Genomic DNA, 19,407 nt, shown 5'->3' with positions numbered 1-19,407 from the left:
GTGAAAAGTAAAGGTGGTGAGTAATTCCTAAAAATAACGAAAAGCTTTATTTTTAGGAAAAAATATGATCAAAAATTTTTTAGAAACCAAAACAGGTAGAAATTTTTTAATAGGGGTAACAGTTTTTTTCGTTGTGGTCTTGGGTTTGACAAGCTATTCATTGTTCTCAAACACAGCCAATCGGGAAGAGACGACTAAAAAAGGTCAGACAGAAGAAACAGCGGAAAGTAAGGAACGATTAGGAGAATACAGTGCCACTACTTATAGTGGTAAATGGTACTCCAATCGAAGTGACGAAATGGTACTAGAATTAAAAACCGACGGGACCTATCGTGCTTCTTCTTGGCTAGCAGCTGGTAAATATTACTTAGTCGATAACGGGTATTTAGTGCTAGAAGATAAAGAAGGAACCATGAAAAAACTCAAATTACAATCACGTATGGGAAGTACAATCTTTTATTTAAAAGAAGATAAAGAAGAAATCTACTTCTATCCAAATGAAGAAGTTAAAGTCAAAATGGAAGAAGAAATCACCGAACAAGCAGAAGCAGCACAACAAGTGATTTCACAAGCTTGGTTAGACGTCTTACAACAAGGCGCATGGGAAAATACGAATACCGATCGAACATTTACATTAGAATTTAAAGACGGTAAGTTAATCCAGAAAAAAACCGAAGAAGACAAAACGGTTAATGAGCTCACTTATGATTATCGTGTTGTCACCGTCAACCCAGATCAAGACGGTGCAGTATTTGTCATCACGAAAATCGACGATAACGGTAGAAAAGAAGAAGTTTCTTTCTCTATTGGAGAAAAAGGCTCGAAATATGCCCTAAGAGGCGACCCTGGTTCATTTAATTGGATTACGATATACGAGAAAGAATACGAAGCGGTATCTCCCACTCAAGATGGGACCACACGTGAAGAAGCAACGAAAAAGAATGTCTGATTCAGATGAAAAATAAGAAGGAGGTGAAAATATATGATGGAACCGGGAACGGAAAGAGAACTAGATTATACCGAAAGACTCTTTAAAAAGATGCCAGGATGGGCTGTTACTGCGACACTTTTTATTGGAAGAATGCTAATACGCGTAGGTCGAGCTGGGAAAAAATTATGGAATAAACGGAAAGAGAATCAACAACGAGCTTTTCTTACTCAACTATGTGAAGGAAAAAACGGTAGTGAAATAGAAAAAATAATAAAAGCAGATCCTAAACTAGCTAAATTAATCGAACCGAAAAAGAGAGGGTTGATTGGGCGAATAATTGATAAAGTGAGAGGTATTACGCCAGAAGCTAGGCAAGATAAATGGAAAGATAAACTACTTCAATAACCACTTCATAAATTTGATAAGAACCTATTAAAACCACTCATGAATGAGAATGAGGTCATTCGCGATAAAGTCCTAAGTGAGAACAGATTCTTGGGTTCGATTGATCCAAATGCAAGAAAAGTTTATCAAGCCACTCTAAAAGATACAACTAATCAGAGAGCTTTCGTTACGCAACTATGTGCAGGGAATCCAGAGGTAGTAAAGGCACTAGAAAAACAAAACTCTCCATTACTTAAATTAAACGGTCCGAAAAAAAGAGGCTGGCTTGGGCGAAAGATTGATGAAGTGAGAGGTATTACGCCAGAAGCTAGGCAAAGAGAATTGCTCCAACAACCACTAAAAAAATTTAATAAGTTAGCATTAGAAGACCTCATAACTAGAGATGATACTAAGGTAATTGAAGATCGAGTCAATAGTCATATCAAATTCAAGAGTTCGATTGATCCAGTTGCAAGAGCAGAGTATAAAACTCATTTAATAGATGCAAAGATACAGGCTCAAAATGCTAAAAAGGGAGTGAGCGCACTTGACGTCGGTAATACCATGTCTCGTAAAGGAGAACTAAGTAAGCTTACTGATCTTACGAAACATGCAATACCACAGGCTAAAAGACTAACTGCACAAAACCAACGAATAATCGGCGGCAATACACTAACGAAAGGTTTACAGGGACAGCTTTTGCAAGCACCTGTAAGGTAAAAGATTAGCATTCTAAGATAACTTAAAATTAACCCATGAAGTCACAGCTTTTCATTGACTTCATGGGTCTTATTTTTATTTGAAAAATCAATGGATCTCTAAACATAAGACAACAGAATACTGCAAAGTAAGCCCAATGCATAACTACTGTTGAACAAGATCATATTTTTGATGGCATAGCTAAAACTGATGGGGTGAGGCAAGGATTGTTTGAATTGTTGCAAGTTACGATAGATCGTTGGTAATGTGAGAAAAGTCAACAAGATTGGCCACTGGTAGACATGGCTCAATAGTCCAATCAAGACGACCAGATAACAAGCATACATCAATAACTGGAACAACAATTGTCCAATGGGACGCCCAATATAAAAAATTAAAGTATAGCGATGATTTTCGATATCTCTTTCTAAGTCCCGTAGGTTATTAGCTAACATGATATTGGCAATCGTAAAAACCAAGGGGAGTGAAGCTAGGATGATCGTTAGGATACTCCAAATGTTTCCTTCTAAACGGAAGGTTCCTGTCTGAAAAGAAAGAATCAGATCAAATACTTTCGTACTGTAAGTATTGATGTAAATGACCATGGCAAAAATTCCCAACCCCATTGTTACACCGCTGAAAATTTCCCCTAAAGGCATTCGTGATAAGGGAATGGGCCCAAAGGTATAAAAAATGCCAATGAAGCAACAAGTAGCGCCCATCAATAATAATAAAATCCCAGTTCTAGCGGTTAGGATTACACCAATCAGTAAGACAAAGAAAATCATTCCTAGGATCATTTTTTGGATCAGTTTTGGTGAGATGCCAGTTCGTCCAATTACGTTTTCTTGGTATTTATAAGTTTTCGAATGGGCTTTTTGGTAGTCCATATAGTTGTTGATTGCTGTAGTTGCTAAATCAAAAACCAACATACCAATAAAAAACAACCCTGTATTAAGCCAATGTATTTCATGAAAAAAAGCGATAGAGAATAAAACCCCTATCGCAAAAGGAAATACACTAGCCACCTTTGTTCGTAGTTCTACTACTTCTAAAAAGATCTTTAGTGTCATAGTTCATACTCCTTATTTCAATTCAGAACGATTGCCCATCGTATATTTAGAATCTTTGTCCAAAACGAAAGTATCTTTGATCGGATCGGTCACGTATACTTTGTTTTCTTTGGTAACAAAAATGGCTTCCGTTCCATCATTCAGTTCACTTTCGACGTATTCCAATCCTTTTTTCACACCCATTGAAAAGACAGCTGTCGACAAGCCATCACCATCAATTGATTTATCTGTGATGATTGTAACACTAGCAATATCATTATCAAAAGGATAACCAGTATCTGGATCAAATAGATGATGATATTTTTTACCATCTACTTCTAAATAACGCTCATAGATGCCAGAAGTCACTAATGTTTTGTTCCGTTCTTTGATCGTCCCTAAAACAGAACCACGTGCTAGATTCGGATCTTGGATACCAACTGTCCAGTCTTGATCTTCACCACGTGGGCTATGACCTAAAACATAGACATTTCCACCTAAGTCAACGATAGCAGTCGTTACACCTTGCTGTTTTAACACTTTGACAACTTCATCTGTGATATAGCCTTTAGCAATGGCTCCAAGATCGATGATCATGCCTTTTTCTTTCAGATAAACAGTTTTGTCTTTATCGTTCAGCTCAATTTTATGGTAATCAACCAGCTTTAATGCTTGATCGATTTCTTCTTGGGCCGGTTTTCTCGCATCGTCAAACCCAATACGCCATAATTGAGTAACAGCACCGATTGCCATGTCAAAACCACCTTGTGAATCTTGACTATATTCATAAGCACGTTTTAGTAACGTGTAGATATCATCAGAAACCTTTACTGGCTTGATACCCGCTTGTTGGTTCACTGCGTCGATTTCGGAACCCTCCTGATTGATCGTGATTTTATCACCTAGTTCTTTGACCCGAGCAAAGGCAGGTTTTAATGCTGCTTCTTTGCCTTCATCATAGATTCGAATCCGAACATAAGTCCCTAATAAGAACTGTTCATCAGAATAAGGTTCTTGTAAAATTTTGGTGGTCGTTTTGCTCTCAGAGGTCGTTTGTTTCGTCGCTGTGCTGCAAGCTGCTAACGTGAACAAACTTAAAAAGGCTACGAGAGAGAGTAATCGTTTCTTTAACATGTGTTTCCTCATTTCATTAGTGGAAGGGACGGTTGCTGAGAAATCAAAAAGTGTACTTTGAGAAATAAGCCGAAACATCACAAAAATTTTTCAAAGAAAAATTTTGGACATCTCGGCTTGGATCTCAAAGAAACAACTTGTGCAATCGTCTCTTCCACGGATAATTATAGAAAATTTATTTTGTTACGATATTGTCAACTTGAATTGTTTGAGTGTCGCCTTTTTCAGCAGCATTCACTAATTGTTGTGCATACATTACAAATGAATGTGAGCTGTGAGTCGCACCAGTAACAACTTCAACATCTGCAGGTGAGCCATCTTCTTCGCCCATTGCTTTGACAAGTTCATCGTTCAATTCAGGGATGTAAGTCTCTGGAGACGTACCACTTTTTGCTTTCATATTTTTGTTGTAGTCAGCATCGTCTTGTTTTGAGTTGCCGTCTTTGTCGACATAGTCAAATTTAGATTCAGATACTTTACCATCAGCGACTGTCATTTCAAATTGTACACGGTAACCATTAGAATAGTTTTTCTCTTCTAATTTGTATGTGCCATCTTGAAGATCTGCACCGTTATTGATTTCAATTGTATCAGTATTACCAGCTTGAGCAGCTTGGATCAATTGTTGTGCATAGTTTTGGAAGCTTTCTGAAGAATGAGTTGCACCAGTAACAACTTCAACTCCACTTGCGCTTTGTGCTTCGACTAATTGTTCATTCAATTGTGGAATGAATTTTTCTGGGCTAGTACCAGCTTTTGCTTCCATGTTTTTGTTGTATTCTGTATCTTTGGTTTTAGACTCGCCATTTTCGTTGATGTTGTCATATTTAGATTCAGTGATTTTGCCGTCTTTGACAACCATTTCGAAGACTGCACGATAACCGTTAGAGTAATTTTTTTCTTCTAATTTATAAGTACCATCTTGTAACTCGCCGCCAGCAACGATTTGTGCTGAGCTTTCAGTTGTTTTTGTTTCTGATGTCTTAGCAGTTGAAGCTTCTGTTGAGCTGTTAGAGCTTCCGTTATCATCCGCACCACAAGCACCTAACATTAAAGCTGAAAAAGCTAATACAGCAAATCCAGTAATAAAACGTTTTTTCTTCATTTTACTCCCACCGTTTCCTTTTTTAGTACACAATATTCTTTGTGATTCATTATACATTCTAATGAAAATCAGCCATAAGTCAACCGTTTTCGTCAAATAACTAGTGTAATCTTTAAACCGTTTTCTTTCTGTAAATTTCGTGAAAAAGAGCTTAACCACAAATTTTTTAAAAATAATGAAAATGAGTTAGACAAAAGGGAATAACATCTATATAATGTATAAAGATTGTGTAATAGGTAGCAAACTAATACAAATGTTAATCATTTCAAATAAAGGATTACCAATAAGGAGCGGATGAACAATGACAAAGCAAAATATTGTCGTTGTGGGTGCAGGTTATGCCGGGGTATCAGCAACAAAATACTTGGCAAAAAAACTTAAAAAAGAAGATGTGACAATCACTTTGATTGATCGTCATTCGTACCACACGATGATGACAGAATTACACGAAGTTGCAGGTGGACGGGTTGAACCAGAAGCAATCCAATATGATCTACAGCACTTGTTTGCTCGACAAAAAAATGTTCAATTAGTGACAGATACGGTCACTGGTATCGATAAAGAACAAAAAGTTGTGAAAACAAAATTAGGCACTTACCCATTCGATCAGTTGATCTTGGGAATGGGGGGAGAACCAAATGACTTTGGGACTCCTGGAGTAAAAGAAAACGGCTTTACCTTATGGTCATTTGAAGATTCAGTTAAAATACGTGAACACATTGAACGTACCGTGGCAAAAGCAGCTTTAGAACCTAACGATGCGTTACGTAAAGCAATGCTGACGTTTGTGGTCTGTGGTTCAGGATTCACCGGAATCGAAATGATTGGTGAATTGATTGATTGGAAAAAACGTTTGGCTAAAGACTACAAATTAGACCCAAGTGAAATTACATTGATGGTTGTAGAAGCAATGCCGACGATTTTAAATATGCTGGATCGTAATGATGCAGCCAAAGCAGAGCGCTATTTAAAGAAACATCAAGTAGAACTACTATTGAATGCACCAATCGTGGAAGTAGCGAAAGACCATATCAAGTTAAAAGATGGTCGTCAGATTCCTACCCACACATTGATCTGGACAGCTGGTGTCAAAGGAACTTCTGATGCTGCTGATTTTGGCTTAGAGTCCGCTCGTGGTCAACGTTTGGTAGCGAATGAATATATGCAGGCAAAAGGATATGAAGATAAAAACATCTATATTATCGGAGACTTGGTTTTCTATGAAGAATTTCCTGGAATACCAACGCCACAAATCGTTCAAGCGGCTGAACAAACAGGTCATACAGCAGCAGCCAATATCGTAGCTGCCATCAAAGGCGGCGAAAAGCATAAGTTTAAAGGAAACTATCAAGGTTTCATGGTATCGATCGGTGCCAAATGGGGCGTTGCCAATTTATTTGATAAGATCCATTTAAGTGGTTTCTTAGCGATTGTGATGAAACACATCGTCAATTTGAAATATTTCTTTGATATTCGTTCTGGCTATTATATGTTCCAATACATGATGCACGAATTCTTCCATATCAAAGACGATCGTAATGTGACACGTGGCCATTCTTCCCGTTATGGAAATGTCTTATGGAGTGTGCCTTTACGAGTGTTCTATGGTCTGGTTTGGTTTATCGAAGCCTTCAAAAAAATTGTTGGTGATGGGCAAGTGTTGAAACCAAGTACTTGGTTTGGTGAAGGTTCATGGTTTACAGGTAACAGCGTGTTCCCTTGGACTTGGGAATACAATGTGACCGATGTAGCAAGTGGGGCTTCCGCTGCTGGCGATGCAACAACAGCAGCTACTGGTGCAGCAACCAGTGGTGCAGGAGAAGCTGCGACACAAGCTACTCACTTTGGTCTAAGTTATGCTTATGGTGAACAGCCTATGGCCGTGATTGAAAAATCACCAGACTGGTTCACGAAAATGATGCAAGTGATCATGCCAAATAATGATGTAGCAATGTTTTTCCAAAAATTCATGGTATTCTTTGAAATTGCTTTAGCACTCGCTTTGATTGCTGGTTTATTTACCTGGTTATGTAGTGCAACGACCATTGTTTTAGTGATTACTTTCTGTCTATCTGGAATGTTCTACTGGGTAAACATCTGGTTTATCTTTGTTGCTTTTGCATTGATGAACGGTTCAGGTCGTGCAATTGGTCTTGATCGCTGGGTGATTCCATGGTTACAAAAAACACTAGGCAATTGGTGGTATGGGAGACCTAAATCCCGATATGGATCAAAATAAAAAATTAGCCTAGAGCTTAAACTGAACAATTTGAGAATAATGGCTGATTGAAGAAAGTTCTGGGGAAACCTAGGACTTTCTTTTGTTTCATGCTAAAATTGGAGAACAGTTCAGCAAGAGGAGGCGTGCGAAAAGATGAAAGAATTTATCAAGAAAAGTTTGCTTAAACCTTGGGATATTTTCATTATCGTTCTTTTGATTGCTCTTTCTTTTTTACCCATCATCGTATTTAGTTATCAACAAGACAATGTAGCTCCTGATAAAGAAGCTGTACTACGCGTTGATGGTGATGAAATCAAAACCTTCCCATTAGTAGCTGGGAGTAAAAAATATACGTATACTTATGAAGATCCACATGGTGATTATAATTTAATCGAAGTTGATGGCGACAAGATACGCATAAAAGAAGCAGATTGTGGCGATCAGATTTGTGTGAGACGAGGGTGGGCTTCTAAGAATGGCGAAACGATTGTTTGCTTGCCTCATAAATTAGTGATCGAGGTTCGGTCAACAGATGGGAGTGACAAAGATGGTCTGATCTATTAGGCTATCCACACCATGACAAAATTACAAAAAATGATTTATATATCTTTACTAGTGGCGCAAGGAGTCATCATTGGATTAATTGAGAACATGATCCCATATCCTTTTTCATTTGCTCCTGGAGCAAAATTAGGACTTGCTAATTTGATTACCATTGTAGCGATTTTTACGATGAAAAAACGGGATAGTTTTTTATTGTTATGGCTTCGCCTATTTTTAACAACTTTGTTAGGTGGGACGATCTCTACCTTTCTTTATAGTATGAGTGGCGCGTTACTCAGCTATGTAGGAATGCTGTTAGTGAAACAGTTAGGTCCTAAGCGAGTCAGTATTATTGGAATCAGTGCAACAGGTGGCTTTATGCATAATGTCGGACAACTAGTGATGGCTTCGTTCATTGCTCAATCATGGACAGTCATGTTATATCTGCCGATTCTATCTTTCCTAGGTATTCTGTCTGGAATTGCGATCGGGATTGCAGCCAATTATTTGTTGCAACATGTACGTACATTACAACTTTTTCAAAGAGACTATGAGAAAGAACAAAAAGAGAAATGGCAACCGCTTTTTTTGAAAAAATAATGGTTATACAAGGAGTTTTTTTATGAAGCTACATCCAATGTGGAGTGAGTATCCAACTTTGAAAAACGAATTAAACGAGACGTTGAAAAAGATGGAAGATGTTGTCCGCTTAAAGAACAAGCCAGTCGAACAAGCAATCAAAGAGACGATTCATGCGGGAGGTAAACTGCTAAGACCTGCCTATCAATTGCTCTTTTCTCAATTTGGTCCAGAACAAGATCGTGAAAAGGCGATTGCGCTAGCTGCTTCGATCGAAATGCTTCATACCGCTACATTGATCCATGATGATATCGTTGATGAGGCAGATGTTCGACGTGGTCAGCCTAATTTACGTGGTCGATTTGGGAATACGGTAGCCGTTTATGCAGGAGACTATTTATTTGTTTGCTGTTTCAAATTACTTTCAAATTATTCTAATTCGCTAAAGAGCTTACAATCTAATTCTCGGAGTATGGAAAAAGTATTAGATGGTGAGCTTGGACAAATGGACGACCGTTACAATTATCATTTAACTGTGCCGGAGTATTTAGAAAACATCTCAGGGAAAACGGCCGAACTCTTTCAATTAAGTTGTTCAGTCGGAGCTTATGAAAGTGGAATGAATGAACGGTTTGCTCGAAAAGCAGGTTCAATCGGTTTAGCTGTCGGGATGGCGTTTCAGATCATTGACGATATCCTGGATTACACGAAAGATGCGGTCGATATCGGTAAACCAGTATTAGAAGATATGCGTCAAGGCGTGTATTCTCTACCATTGATTTACGCATTACAAACAGATAAAAAAGCAGAATTGATTGCATACTTGGATAAAAAAACTGAGTTGACACAAGAGGAAGCAGAAAGTGTTCGTCAGATTGTCAGGGAAGTCAATGGTGTGACAAAAGCCAAAAAATTAGCGGAAGATTACACAAAAAAAGCCTTAAAGGAAATTAGTAAGCTCCCTGATACAGCCTTTGATACACGTGAGATTCTTTTGTCAGTTACTGAGTTGATTTTAGATAGGGAAAATTAAAGAAAAATACCATAAATCAGCCGCTACAATGGCATATTCTATTTCAAGAATCAAGAAGTAAAAAGAGTAGGCATGTGATGGTTGAACTTGAGAACCTTATTGTTGAGGAATTGCTTCTTGAACGCCGTTTATTCGTTTTTAGATATACCAGAAGAGATTGAGGAAAGTTTTGGCTCAGTCTCTTTTTTATTTTAGAAAAATATTGGATCTATTTCAATCACGTTACTTCTTTATTTGGAAGATCGGTCTAAAGTTTATTCTTTAATTTTACCAATTTTTTTTATTTTTAGAAAAAATAGTTGTCAAAGAGTATTGAGAAGAAAGTATGCTAATAATAGATGCCAGTGAAATCAGAGGACTTTGCTGTTGCAGTCTGAAATTTACTTAACTTTAGGCATGTACTTATAAGTGAGACTTTGTATACACAGAAAGTCGCTATCTGTATAAAAGGAGGGATCAGACTATAGGTTACAATCTTTAACTGACTATTCGTAGTTTTGGGGGAAACGACGAATAGAATTTTGAATAACATTCAGCCGGTTTTCTATTTGGGAAATCGGTTTTTTTATAACTGGATGACAAATCCAAAAGATAAGAGTGAAAAAAAGAAATTTTAACGTGTATTATTCATTAAAACAACTATTTTGCGAAACAATCTTTCCTAATTTTGAAAATAATTGTTCTGGACCAAGACTAAAAATATGTTATATTCACTAGTGAAGAAATACAATTAGAAAGGAAGATGTTGAGTGAAAAAACGATTAACAACGGATTTAACCAGAGTAGATGTAAATAAGATTTTAACCCGAATGATCAGTAAAAAAAATCATTTCTCATTTGAAGATATTGAAAAAGAATGTCAAAAACCGTTAACCACGGCGGATAAATTTCTAATTAGGACACTTGTTGTCAAAAAATTTAAGCTGAATGTAGAATATCTTTCATCTAATCAGTTAAAATTTTATCGTGTAAACAAAGAAGCGTGTTTGTAAGTCCTTTTTGTACATAATAAAATTAAAAATGTTGCAATACCATACAAAATAACACAGACCTTAAAGAATAAGGTAAGATAGAACCAGAAAGAGAAAAGGAGGAGAGCTAGGAAAGAAAAAGTGTTGTTGTGTATGGATCAAGAAGCAGCATGTTTGATTGAACAAGATTTTGGGGAAATCCGTTTAATGAAACATTATATATTGGGGAAGCGACAAATAGTAAGTAGAAGTCATACTTATATGACAGAATAGCATCAGAAAAACAAACCTTTTATAGGTGGAAGTTTGTCTGTGGCTTTTGATTGAAACATTCGATACATCAGATCAATGATATTGCAGTTGTATAAAAAAGCACATAGAGGTTTAAAAATTGTGTAGCATTTTTGTTATGAACAGCAATAGCACATAGAATAACAACTTCATTTTACAACTCGCTAAATGAAGGGGCTATGAAGTATTCTGCGAGATCACATAAAAAAGGAACCACCATTGATGAAGAAAGGGATGGGCATTTTTGCCCATCCCTTTCTTTTTGACTTACTCAATGGAGGTTAAACTAATTTCGCCAGAAAAAAGAGTGAGAAATTGGTCTTCTATTTGTACGATCAACTCTCCATGTTCTCCGATTTCTTTAGCAATCCCAGTATAATGCTGCCCTTTTTGGGTAAATTGTACTTTTTTTCCAAGAACGAAAGACTTTTCACGATAAAGTGTTAAGTATTCGTCTGTGGGTTCTGAAAGATAGTGAAAGAAATTTTTCCAAATTTGACTAATCAATTGATTCCGTGTGATGGATTTCTGACCATCAGGGAAAAGAGACGTTGCTTTCTTTTGAATTGCTTCAGGAAACTGTTTTTGCGGGATGGAAAAATTTAGACCAATGCCAATAATGATCGAACTGATCCCGCCAGTTTCCATGTCACTGATTGCTTCAGATAAAATCCCGCTAATTTTTTTTCCATTTAAATAAAGATCATTGACCCATTTGATCGAAGGGTCTTTTTTAGTCAATTCTTGAATGGCTTTCACGCATGCACTTGCTGCAATAACTGTATACTGGGGCAATTCATCAAATCGTTGATTGGGATGGATCAATAAGCTCATATAAATACCTTGTCCAGGGGCTGCAAAAAAAGGACGTCCAAATCGGCCGTGTGCCTGTTCTTGGGTATCGGCGATAAAAAGAGCGGGTCCGATTTCTTTGGTTGCCGCAAGTTTAGCATCTTTCATCGTAGATTCTGATCGTTCTTGTACCGACACCGTCAAATCTGGTATCCAAGGTTCTAATGCTTGGCGAATTTCTTGGGCATCTAACACATCAGAAGGAAGATAACGGTACCCCTTAGCTTGATGCTCAAAATGATAACCTGTTTTTTCTAATTCTTTGATTGCTTTCCAAATACTGGTACGTGACACTTGTAATTGCTGTGCCATTTTTTCACCTGATAAAAAATCAGGAGATTCTTTTAATAGTTGGAGTACTTTATCTTTTGTCGTCATCCATTGCAACTCCTTTCATGTAGTATTGTATCAATAAGAAAGCAGAAAACAAATGAGAAATTTGTCAGTTGTTATGGAAGCGACAGCAGATGATTGCTAACTTAAAAGTACTTGGTCGTCTTTCAATGCAGCGCCACTATTTTGTTTGAACATTTCTAGTAGCTGAGGGACAGTCAAATGTTGTTTTTCTGCCTGTTGAATATCCACGACGATTTGCCCTTGGTGTAGCATGATCAATCGATTTCCGTAGCGGATGGCATCTTCCATATCATGGGTGACCATGAAAGCCGTCAAGTGCTGTTCGCTAATTAATTTGTCCGTTAGTTCCATCACTGTTTTTGAAGTTGCCGGGTCGAGGGCTGCAGTATGTTCATCTAATAAAATCAATTCAGGACGTTGTAAAGTAGCCATTAATAACGTGATCGCTTGACGCTGTCCTCCAGAAAGCAAGCCGATTTCAGTGGTCAAACGATTTTCTAACCCAAGATTCAAGCGTGCGAGATGTTCCTTGAAGAAGGAACGATCTTGCGGCTTGACTCCTCGGAAAAAGCCTCGTTTTTTGCCACGTTTCATTGCTAGTGCTAAATTTTCTTCCACCGTCAATCGGACAGCAGTGCCTAATTTAGGGTCTTGAAAGACACGACTGATTTCTTTGGAGCGAGCAACCACTGACTTTTTGGTGATATCTTTGCCATTCAATAAAATCTTCCCTTGATCCACTGGAAAAGAACCAGCAATACTGTTCAATAGTGTCGATTTACCTGCACCATTTCCGCCAATAATTGTTACGAAATCACCTTGTTTCAATGAGAGATTAACTCCTTTTAGCACATGGTTTTCATTGATGGTTCCTTTTTCAAACGTATGGTGGATAGATTGAAGTGTTAAAACATCAGTCATTGATAGATCCTCCTTTTGCTTTCGTACGCTTAGGTAACTTTAATTTTTGTTGGATTTGTGGAAAAGATAAACAGATAACCAGAACAAGTGCAGAAGCTAATTTTGAATCGCTTGGTTGAACGTCCAACTCAAAAACTAACGCTAAGATAAAACGATAGATCACGGCGCCTAAAATAATTGTCAATAATCGAAGAAGCAATGGTTGGTTTCGAAAGAGGACTTCAGCGATGATGATTGAAGCCAAGCCAATCACGATCGTACCGATCCCAGAGTTTAAATCAGCAAAGCCATTGTTTTGTGCAAGCAATGAACCAGATAGAGCAATACAGCCATTTGAAATCATATACCCAATGATTTTCATCGTATCGGTGTTGATGCCATTTGCTTCACTCATTGCTAAATTATCGCCAGTCGCTCGAATCGCCAACCCCGTTTCTGTCCGTAAAAATAAAACAAGCAACGTGACAACAATCAATGCGACAAGTAAGCCAGCAATCAATACAGCATTTTCTTTTGAAACACCGAGTGATTCTGCCCATGTAAAGACGTTTTTTTGTCCTAACAAAGAAAGATTAGGTGCGCCCATGATCCGTGAGGTAACGGAATATAAGCCAGTCATCGTGATGATTCCAGCTAGAAGTGCCGGAATTTTAAGTTTGGTATGGAGCAGTCCTGAAACTAAGCCAGCTGCTGCGCCTCCTAAAAATCCTAAGAGGCAAGCAACGATTGGGGAAAGTCCATTAGTGATACTGACAGCAGCAATCCCAGCACCTAAAGGGAAACTGCCTTCAGCTGTTAAATCAGCAATATCCAGAATACGAAAAGTAAGGAAGACACCGATTGCCAGTAGTGCCCAAAGCACGCCTTGTGAAGCAGAAGATAAAAAGATACTTATTAAATTAGTCATGATTGTCCTCCTGTAAAATTATTCAGTCTCTTTGATTGTTGTTGGATCGATCCCAAGGGCTTTTGCCATGTCTTTATTGACATATAAGGAAAGATCATCTGCTGATTCAACCGGTAATTCACTCGGTTTTTTGCCAGCTAAGATCTTGGCAGCCATTTCACCTGTTTGTCGTCCTAATTCTTCATAATCAATCCCAACAGTCGCTAAGCCACCTTCTTTGACTTGATCCACGGAACCAGCAACGATCGGTGTTTTTGTTTCTTTGGCTACTTCACCGATAACGCTAGCAGCACTGGCGAATGTATTATCCGTTGGGATGTAGATACCGTCGACATCTTTGGCTAAACTTTTTGTCACTTGTTGAACATCATTGGTGGAGTTTGCCGTCAATACTTTGACTTTCACTCCGGCTTTTTTCAATGTTTTCTCGGCTAAGTCTCCTTGGATTTTGGAATTTGCTTCCCCGTTGTTGTACATGATCCCGATCGTTTTTGCTTTTGGCACGATCTGTAATAATAGTTCGATTTGTTTTTCGATCGGTACCATATCCGTTGTACCAGTCACATTTCCACCAGGTTTGTCATTAGAAGAAACTAAGTGTGCTTTTTCTAAGTCGGTAACTGCTGTCACTGTAATAGGAATCGTAGTTGTTTCATTAAGGAGTGATTGCGCAGCTGGAGTTGCAATCCCTAATAATAAGTCGGGTTGGTCTTTCACTAATTTTTCACTCATACTTTTTAGATTGTCTTGATTGTTTTGCGCATTTTGATAGTTGATTGTTAAATTGTCGCCTTCTTTATAGCCATTTTCTGCTAACCCTTCTTTGAACCCTTTATATGTAGCATCTAATGAATTGTGTTGAACCAGTTGTAAAACACCGATTGTTTTCGAGTCATCCGATTTTGCTGAGGAACTATTTGCAGTTCCACATCCACCAAGTGCTAGTAATAATGTTGCGCCTAATCCGATCAATAAATTTTTTTTCATTTCTTTTTCCTCCTTCAATTTTGAAAACAAAAAATCCATTTAGACAAAACGTCTAAATGGATTGAGTATCGAAAGAGTATGTAAGTAAGAAATCGTGATTACTTTGTACTTTTCGCTTAGCCACTTAACGTAATGTCTACGTGGCTTTTGCGTAATACAAAGTTCTTTAGCCATCATAGATACAAACCAGTTGTTTGGTGTTTGTATCCATAATTCATGAATACAAACCTATCTAAAGTAGCTAAAGTAAAAGTTATTCAATTGTGTCGGGATAAGTTGTATATTCGGTTTTTGCATAAATAAATCCTCCACAAATAATAAATTTTCCTAAGTATAGTGGAGATGTAAGGGGGTTGTCAAGACGAACATTCAGAAAATTCTCAAAATCCATGAATGTTTATTCGATATATTATAGTAAGAAAAGTTTAAGAAAAAATGATGAAAAGAGGAGGGAAACGCCAGGAAGTGTTGACTTTTATGAAAAAAGAGTGTAATATATGAAGTTGCAAAAACTATCTGATGAAGTAAAGGCAGAAACGAAATATTGTCCGTTTCGGCTTTATAATAAGGAAACAAAAATAGAAGCGCATGAAGAAATGGTTTCAAAAGAATGCTCTATTTTTGGTTTTTTTTTGCCTAAAAGCCGCAAAAAATGTCTATTGTTATCTAAATATAATATTTTTAATATTATTGTAACAATTGATCGGGTAGTCTTTTTGAATGACATTTTAGAGGGGTGAAGAGCTTGGCTGGACACGTAGTAAAGTACGGAAAACATCGCGAACGTAGAAGTTTCGCACGAATCAGTGAAGTGTTGGAATTACCAAATTTGATCGAAATTCAAACAGACTCTTACCAATGGTTCCTAGATGAAGGACTAAGAGAAATGTTTGAAGACATTTTGCCAATTGATGACTTCAATGGCAATCTATCTTTGGAATTTGTGGATTATGAATTGAAAGAACCTAAGTATACGGTAGCAGAAGCACGCGCACATGATGCAAATTACTCTGCACCATTACATGTAACGTTACGTCTAACAAACCGTGAGACAGGTGAAATCAAAGCGCAAGAAGTCTTCTTCGGTGATTTCCCATTAATGACTGAACAAGGAACATTCATTATCAACGGAGCAGAACGAGTAATCGTTTCTCAGTTAGTGCGTTCACCTGGTGTGTACTTCCATGGAAAAGTAGACAAAAACGGAAAAGAAGGTTTCGGTTCAACTGTGATCCCGAACCGTGGTGCATGGTTAGAAATGGAAACTGATGCAAAAGATATTTCTTACGTACGTATTGATCGTACCCGTAAGATTCCTTTGACTGTGTTAGTTCGTGCCCTAGGGTTTGGATCGGATGATACGATCTTTGAAATCTTTGGTGACAGTGAAACGTTACGTAATACAGTTGAAAAAGACTTGCACAAAAATGCAAGTGATTCAAGAACAGAAGAAGGATTAAAAGACGTTTACGAACGTCTACGTCCAGGCGAGCCTAAGACAGCCGATAGTTCTCGGAACTTATTGAATGCTCGTTTCTTCGATCCAAAACGCTACGACTTAGCCAACGTTGGTCGTTATAAAGTAAATAAAAAATTAGACTTGAAAACACGTCTATTGAACTTAACATTAGCAGAAACATTGGTTGATCCAGAAACTGGTGAAATCATCGTTGAAAAAGGAACTGTGTTGACTCACCAAGTGATGGAAACATTAGCACCTTTCATTGATAATGGATTGAATTCAGTGACTTACTATCCATCAGAAGATGGTGTTGTGACTGATCCAATGACTGTTCAAGTAATCAAAGTCTTTTCACCAAAAGACCCAGAACGTGAAGTGAATGTGATTGGTAATGGTTATCCAGAATCAGCTGTGAAAACTGTTCGTCCGGCAGACATCATCGCATCAATGAGTTATTTCTTAAACTTGATGGAAGGGATCGGCAACGTGGACGATATCGACCACTTAGGAAACCGTCGTATCCGTTCAGTCGGTGAATTACTGCAAAACCAATTCCGTATCGGTTTAGCTCGGATGGAACGTGTTGTACGTGAAAGAATGTCGATCCAAGATACAGAAACATTGACACCACAACAATTGATCAACATCCGTCCAGTGGTTGCAAGTATCAAAGAATTCTTCGGTTCTTCTCAGTTGTCTCAGTTCATGGATCAAACGAACCCACTTGGGGAATTGACACACAAACGTCGTCTTTCAGCCTTAGGACCTGGTGGTTTGACTCGTGACCGAGCTGGTTATGAAGTTCGTGACGTTCACTATTCTCACTATGGCCGTATGTGTCCGATTGAAACGCCTGAAGGACCAAATATCGGGTTGATCAATAGTTTATCTAGCTATGCGAAAGTTAATAAATTTGGATTTATCGAAACTCCTTACCGTCGTGTTGATCGTGAAACTGGTCGTGTAACGGATCAAATCGACTATCTAACAGCTGACATCGAAGACCACTACATCGTTGCCCAAGCAAATAGCCCATTAAATGAAGATGGTACTTTTGCACAAGACGTTGTTATGGCTCGTGCGCAAAGTGAAAACTTAGAAGTTTCAATCGATAAAGTCGATTATATGGACGTATCACCTAAACAAGTAGTTGCGGTAGCGACAGCATGTATTCCTTTCTTGGAAAACGATGACTCCAACCGTGCCTTGATGGGTGCCAACATGCAGCGTCAAGCAGTGCCATTGATCAATCCACAAGCACCATGGGTTGGTACGGGTATGGAATATAAATCAGCTCATGACTCAGGAGCTGCTTTGCTATGTAAACATGATGGTGTCGTTGAATTTGTGGATGCCTCTGAGATTCGTGTTCGTCGTGACAACGGTGCATTAGATAAATACGCTGTAACAAAATTCCGTCGTTCAAACTCAGGAACAAGCTACAACCAACGCCCAATCGTTCATTTAGGCGAAAAAGTTGAAAAAGGCGATACTTTAGCAGATGGACCTTCAATGGAACAAGGTGAAATGGCGCTAGGACAAAACGTTTTAGTTGGTTTCATGACTTGGGAAGGTTACAACTATGAAGATGCGATCATCATGAGCCGTCGTCTTGTAAAAGATGATGTCTATACTTCGATCCACATCGAAGAATATGAATCAGAAGCTCGTGATACAAAATTAGGACCTGAAGAAATTACTCGTGAAATCCCTAACGTTGGGGAAGATGCTTTGAAAGATCTAGACGAGATGGGTATTATCCGTATCGGTGCGGAAGTCCAAGATGGTGACTTGCTAGTTGGTAAAGTAACACCAAAAGGGGTAACCGAATTATCCGCTGAAGAACGTCTTTTACATGCGATCTTTGGTGAAAAAGCTCGTGAAGTCCGTGATACTTCATTACGTGTACCACATGGTGGTGGCGGGATCGTCCACGACGTAAAAATCTTTACTCGTGAAGCCGGCGATGAATTATCACCAGGCGTAAACATGCTTGTACGTGTGTATATCGTTCAAAAACGTAAAATCCATGAAGGAGATAAGATGGCCGGACGTCATGGTAATAAAGGGGTTGTATCCCGTATCATGCCGGAAGAAGATATGCCATTCTTACCAGATGGAACACCAATCGATATCATGTTGAATCCTTTAGGGGTGCCATCACGGATGAATATCGGACAAGTATTGGAATTGCATTTAGGGATGGCTGCTCGTCAGTTAGGTATCCATGTTGCAACACCAGTATTTGATGGTGCAAGTGATGAGGATGTTTGGGAAACGGTTCGTGAAGCTGGTATGGCTAGCGATGCGAAAACCATCCTTTATGACGGACGTACAGGTGAACCATTTGACGGCCGAGTGTCTGTCGGTGTCATGTACATGATCAAACTTGCTCACATGGTCGATGATAAATTGCATGCTCGTTCAATCGGACCTTACTCATTGGTTACACAACAACCATTGGGTGGTAAAGCACAATTTGGTGGACAACGTTTTGGTGAAATGGAAGTTTGGGCTTTGGAAGCTTACGGTGCCGCTTATACCTTACAAGAAATCTTGACATACAAATCAGATGATGTAGTTGGTCGTGTGAAAACTTATGAAGCGATCGTCAAAGGCGAACCAATTCCAAAACCAGGTGTACCAGAATCATTCCGAGTATTAGTAAAAGAATTACAATCACTAGGATTAGACATGCGTGTCTTGGATATCAAAGATTCTGAAATCGAACTCCGTGATATGGATGACGAAGATGATGATTTGATCACTGTAGATGCTTTGACAAAATTTGCTGAACAGCAAACAGCCAAAGAATTAGAAAAGAAAGCTGCTGAACAAGTGGAAGATGAAAGACAAGATATCATCCAAAACTTTGAAACCGCAGAAGATAACTTAGACTAATCCGGTCTATGAGCTGTAAGGCGGTCGATGATCAGCCGCCTTGCGGTTTTGCCATTAAACGAAATGGAGGGAACCCC

At 38.4% G+C, this 19,407-nt stretch carries 17 protein-coding genes; 10 read left to right on the top strand and 7 right to left on the bottom strand.

The features are described from left to right. The first annotated feature begins 64 nt into the window (after positions 1-64). The 3 genes from AB3I42_RS10965 to AB3I42_RS10955 all read left to right on the top strand — a co-directional run bounded on the left by AB3I42_RS10965 (position 65) and on the right by AB3I42_RS10955 (position 2,035). On the top strand, positions 65-949 hold the full coding sequence (locus AB3I42_RS10965; RefSeq protein ID WP_181914239.1) for a hypothetical protein: 885 nt from the start codon (positions 65-67) through the stop codon (positions 947-949). Positions 950-982: 33 nt separating this feature from the next. Next, on the top strand, positions 983-1,336 hold the full coding sequence (locus AB3I42_RS10960; RefSeq protein WP_236592719.1) for a hypothetical protein: 354 nt from the start codon (positions 983-985) through the stop codon (positions 1,334-1,336). Positions 1,337-1,426: 90 nt separating this feature from the next. Next, entirely contained in the window at positions 1,427-2,035 is a 609-nt protein-coding gene (locus AB3I42_RS10955) for a hypothetical protein (RefSeq protein ID WP_236592720.1), read from the top strand. Between the two features lie 98 nt (positions 2,036-2,133). Here AB3I42_RS10955 and menA read toward each other — a convergent pair whose 3' ends face one another. The 3 genes from menA to pplA all read right to left on the bottom strand — a co-directional run bounded on the left by menA (position 2,134) and on the right by pplA (position 5,305). Continuing rightward, on the bottom strand, positions 2,134-3,087 hold the full coding sequence (gene menA, locus AB3I42_RS10950; RefSeq protein ID WP_181914238.1) for a 1,4-dihydroxy-2-naphthoate polyprenyltransferase: 954 nt from the start codon (positions 3,085-3,087) through the stop codon (positions 2,134-2,136). Between the two features lie 12 nt (positions 3,088-3,099). After that, positions 3,100-4,200: an FAD:protein FMN transferase gene (locus AB3I42_RS10945; protein ID WP_081123408.1), complete on the bottom strand. Its 1,101-nt coding sequence runs from the start codon at positions 4,198-4,200 to the stop codon at positions 3,100-3,102. Positions 4,201-4,375: 175 nt separating this feature from the next. Further along, a complete protein-coding gene (gene pplA, locus AB3I42_RS10940) occupies positions 4,376-5,305 on the bottom strand; it encodes an extracellular electron transfer flavoprotein PplA (protein WP_010720695.1) in 930 nt (309 codons plus the stop codon). Between the two features lie 301 nt (positions 5,306-5,606). Between pplA and AB3I42_RS10935 the strand changes: the two genes are divergently transcribed. The 5 genes from AB3I42_RS10935 to AB3I42_RS10915 all read left to right on the top strand — a co-directional run bounded on the left by AB3I42_RS10935 (position 5,607) and on the right by AB3I42_RS10915 (position 10,673). Next, positions 5,607-7,544: an NAD(P)/FAD-dependent oxidoreductase gene (locus tag AB3I42_RS10935; protein WP_181914237.1), complete on the top strand. Its 1,938-nt coding sequence runs from the start codon at positions 5,607-5,609 to the stop codon at positions 7,542-7,544. A 135-nt stretch (positions 7,545-7,679) separates the two neighbouring features. Further along, on the top strand, positions 7,680-8,090 hold the full coding sequence (locus tag AB3I42_RS10930) for a NusG domain II-containing protein (protein ID WP_010737224.1): 411 nt from the start codon (positions 7,680-7,682) through the stop codon (positions 8,088-8,090). A gap of 12 nt (positions 8,091-8,102) precedes the next feature. Continuing rightward, entirely contained in the window at positions 8,103-8,669 is a 567-nt protein-coding gene (locus AB3I42_RS10925; protein ID WP_010720692.1) for a Gx transporter family protein, read from the top strand. 22 nt (positions 8,670-8,691) lie between these two features. Further along, the gene (locus tag AB3I42_RS10920) at positions 8,692-9,681 is read left to right on the top strand and encodes a polyprenyl synthetase family protein (RefSeq protein WP_010737225.1); all 990 of its coding nucleotides are present in this window, start codon (positions 8,692-8,694) and stop codon (positions 9,679-9,681) included. Positions 9,682-10,430: 749 nt separating this feature from the next. Continuing rightward, positions 10,431-10,673 carry a hypothetical protein gene (locus AB3I42_RS10915; RefSeq protein WP_010737226.1) on the top strand — a complete coding sequence of 81 codons (243 nt, stop codon included), beginning with the start codon at positions 10,431-10,433 and terminating at the stop codon, positions 10,671-10,673. 537 nt (positions 10,674-11,210) lie between these two features. Here AB3I42_RS10915 and birA read toward each other — a convergent pair. The 4 genes from birA to AB3I42_RS10895 form a co-directional block, all read right to left on the bottom strand. Next, positions 11,211-12,173, bottom strand: a complete 963-nt coding sequence (gene birA, locus AB3I42_RS10910; protein ID WP_010737228.1) for a bifunctional biotin--[acetyl-CoA-carboxylase] ligase/biotin operon repressor BirA — start codon at positions 12,171-12,173, stop codon at positions 11,211-11,213. A gap of 96 nt (positions 12,174-12,269) precedes the next feature. Beyond that, positions 12,270-13,073 carry an ABC transporter ATP-binding protein gene (locus AB3I42_RS10905; protein WP_010720688.1) on the bottom strand — a complete coding sequence of 268 codons (804 nt, stop codon included), beginning with the start codon at positions 13,071-13,073 and terminating at the stop codon, positions 12,270-12,272. Next, positions 13,066-13,980, bottom strand: a complete 915-nt coding sequence (locus AB3I42_RS10900) for an ABC transporter permease (RefSeq protein ID WP_131773308.1) — start codon at positions 13,978-13,980, stop codon at positions 13,066-13,068. The genes AB3I42_RS10905 and AB3I42_RS10900 overlap by 8 nt, the downstream gene beginning before the upstream one ends. 18 nt (positions 13,981-13,998) lie before the next feature. After that, a complete protein-coding gene (locus tag AB3I42_RS10895; RefSeq protein WP_010737230.1) occupies positions 13,999-14,967 on the bottom strand; it encodes an ABC transporter substrate-binding protein in 969 nt (322 codons plus the stop codon). Positions 14,968-15,464: 497 nt separating this feature from the next. Here AB3I42_RS10895 and AB3I42_RS10890 point away from each other — a divergent pair, with 497 nt between their 5' ends. Both AB3I42_RS10890 and rpoB read left to right on the top strand, forming a co-directional pair. Beyond that, complete coding sequence (locus AB3I42_RS10890) at positions 15,465-15,707, top strand: hypothetical protein (protein WP_010720685.1); 243 nt, start codon at positions 15,465-15,467, stop codon at positions 15,705-15,707. Positions 15,708-15,712: 5 nt separating this feature from the next. Then, positions 15,713-19,330: a DNA-directed RNA polymerase subunit beta gene (gene rpoB / locus AB3I42_RS10885; protein WP_010720684.1), complete on the top strand. Its 3,618-nt coding sequence runs from the start codon at positions 15,713-15,715 to the stop codon at positions 19,328-19,330. Positions 19,331-19,407 lie beyond the last annotated feature (77 nt).

Source organism: Enterococcus sp. C53 (assembly GCF_040887425.1).
In the GTDB taxonomy this organism is placed as follows: domain Bacteria; phylum Bacillota; class Bacilli; order Lactobacillales; family Enterococcaceae; genus Enterococcus_B; species Enterococcus_B hirae.
This window is presented reverse-complemented; position numbering and strand designations above follow the sequence as displayed.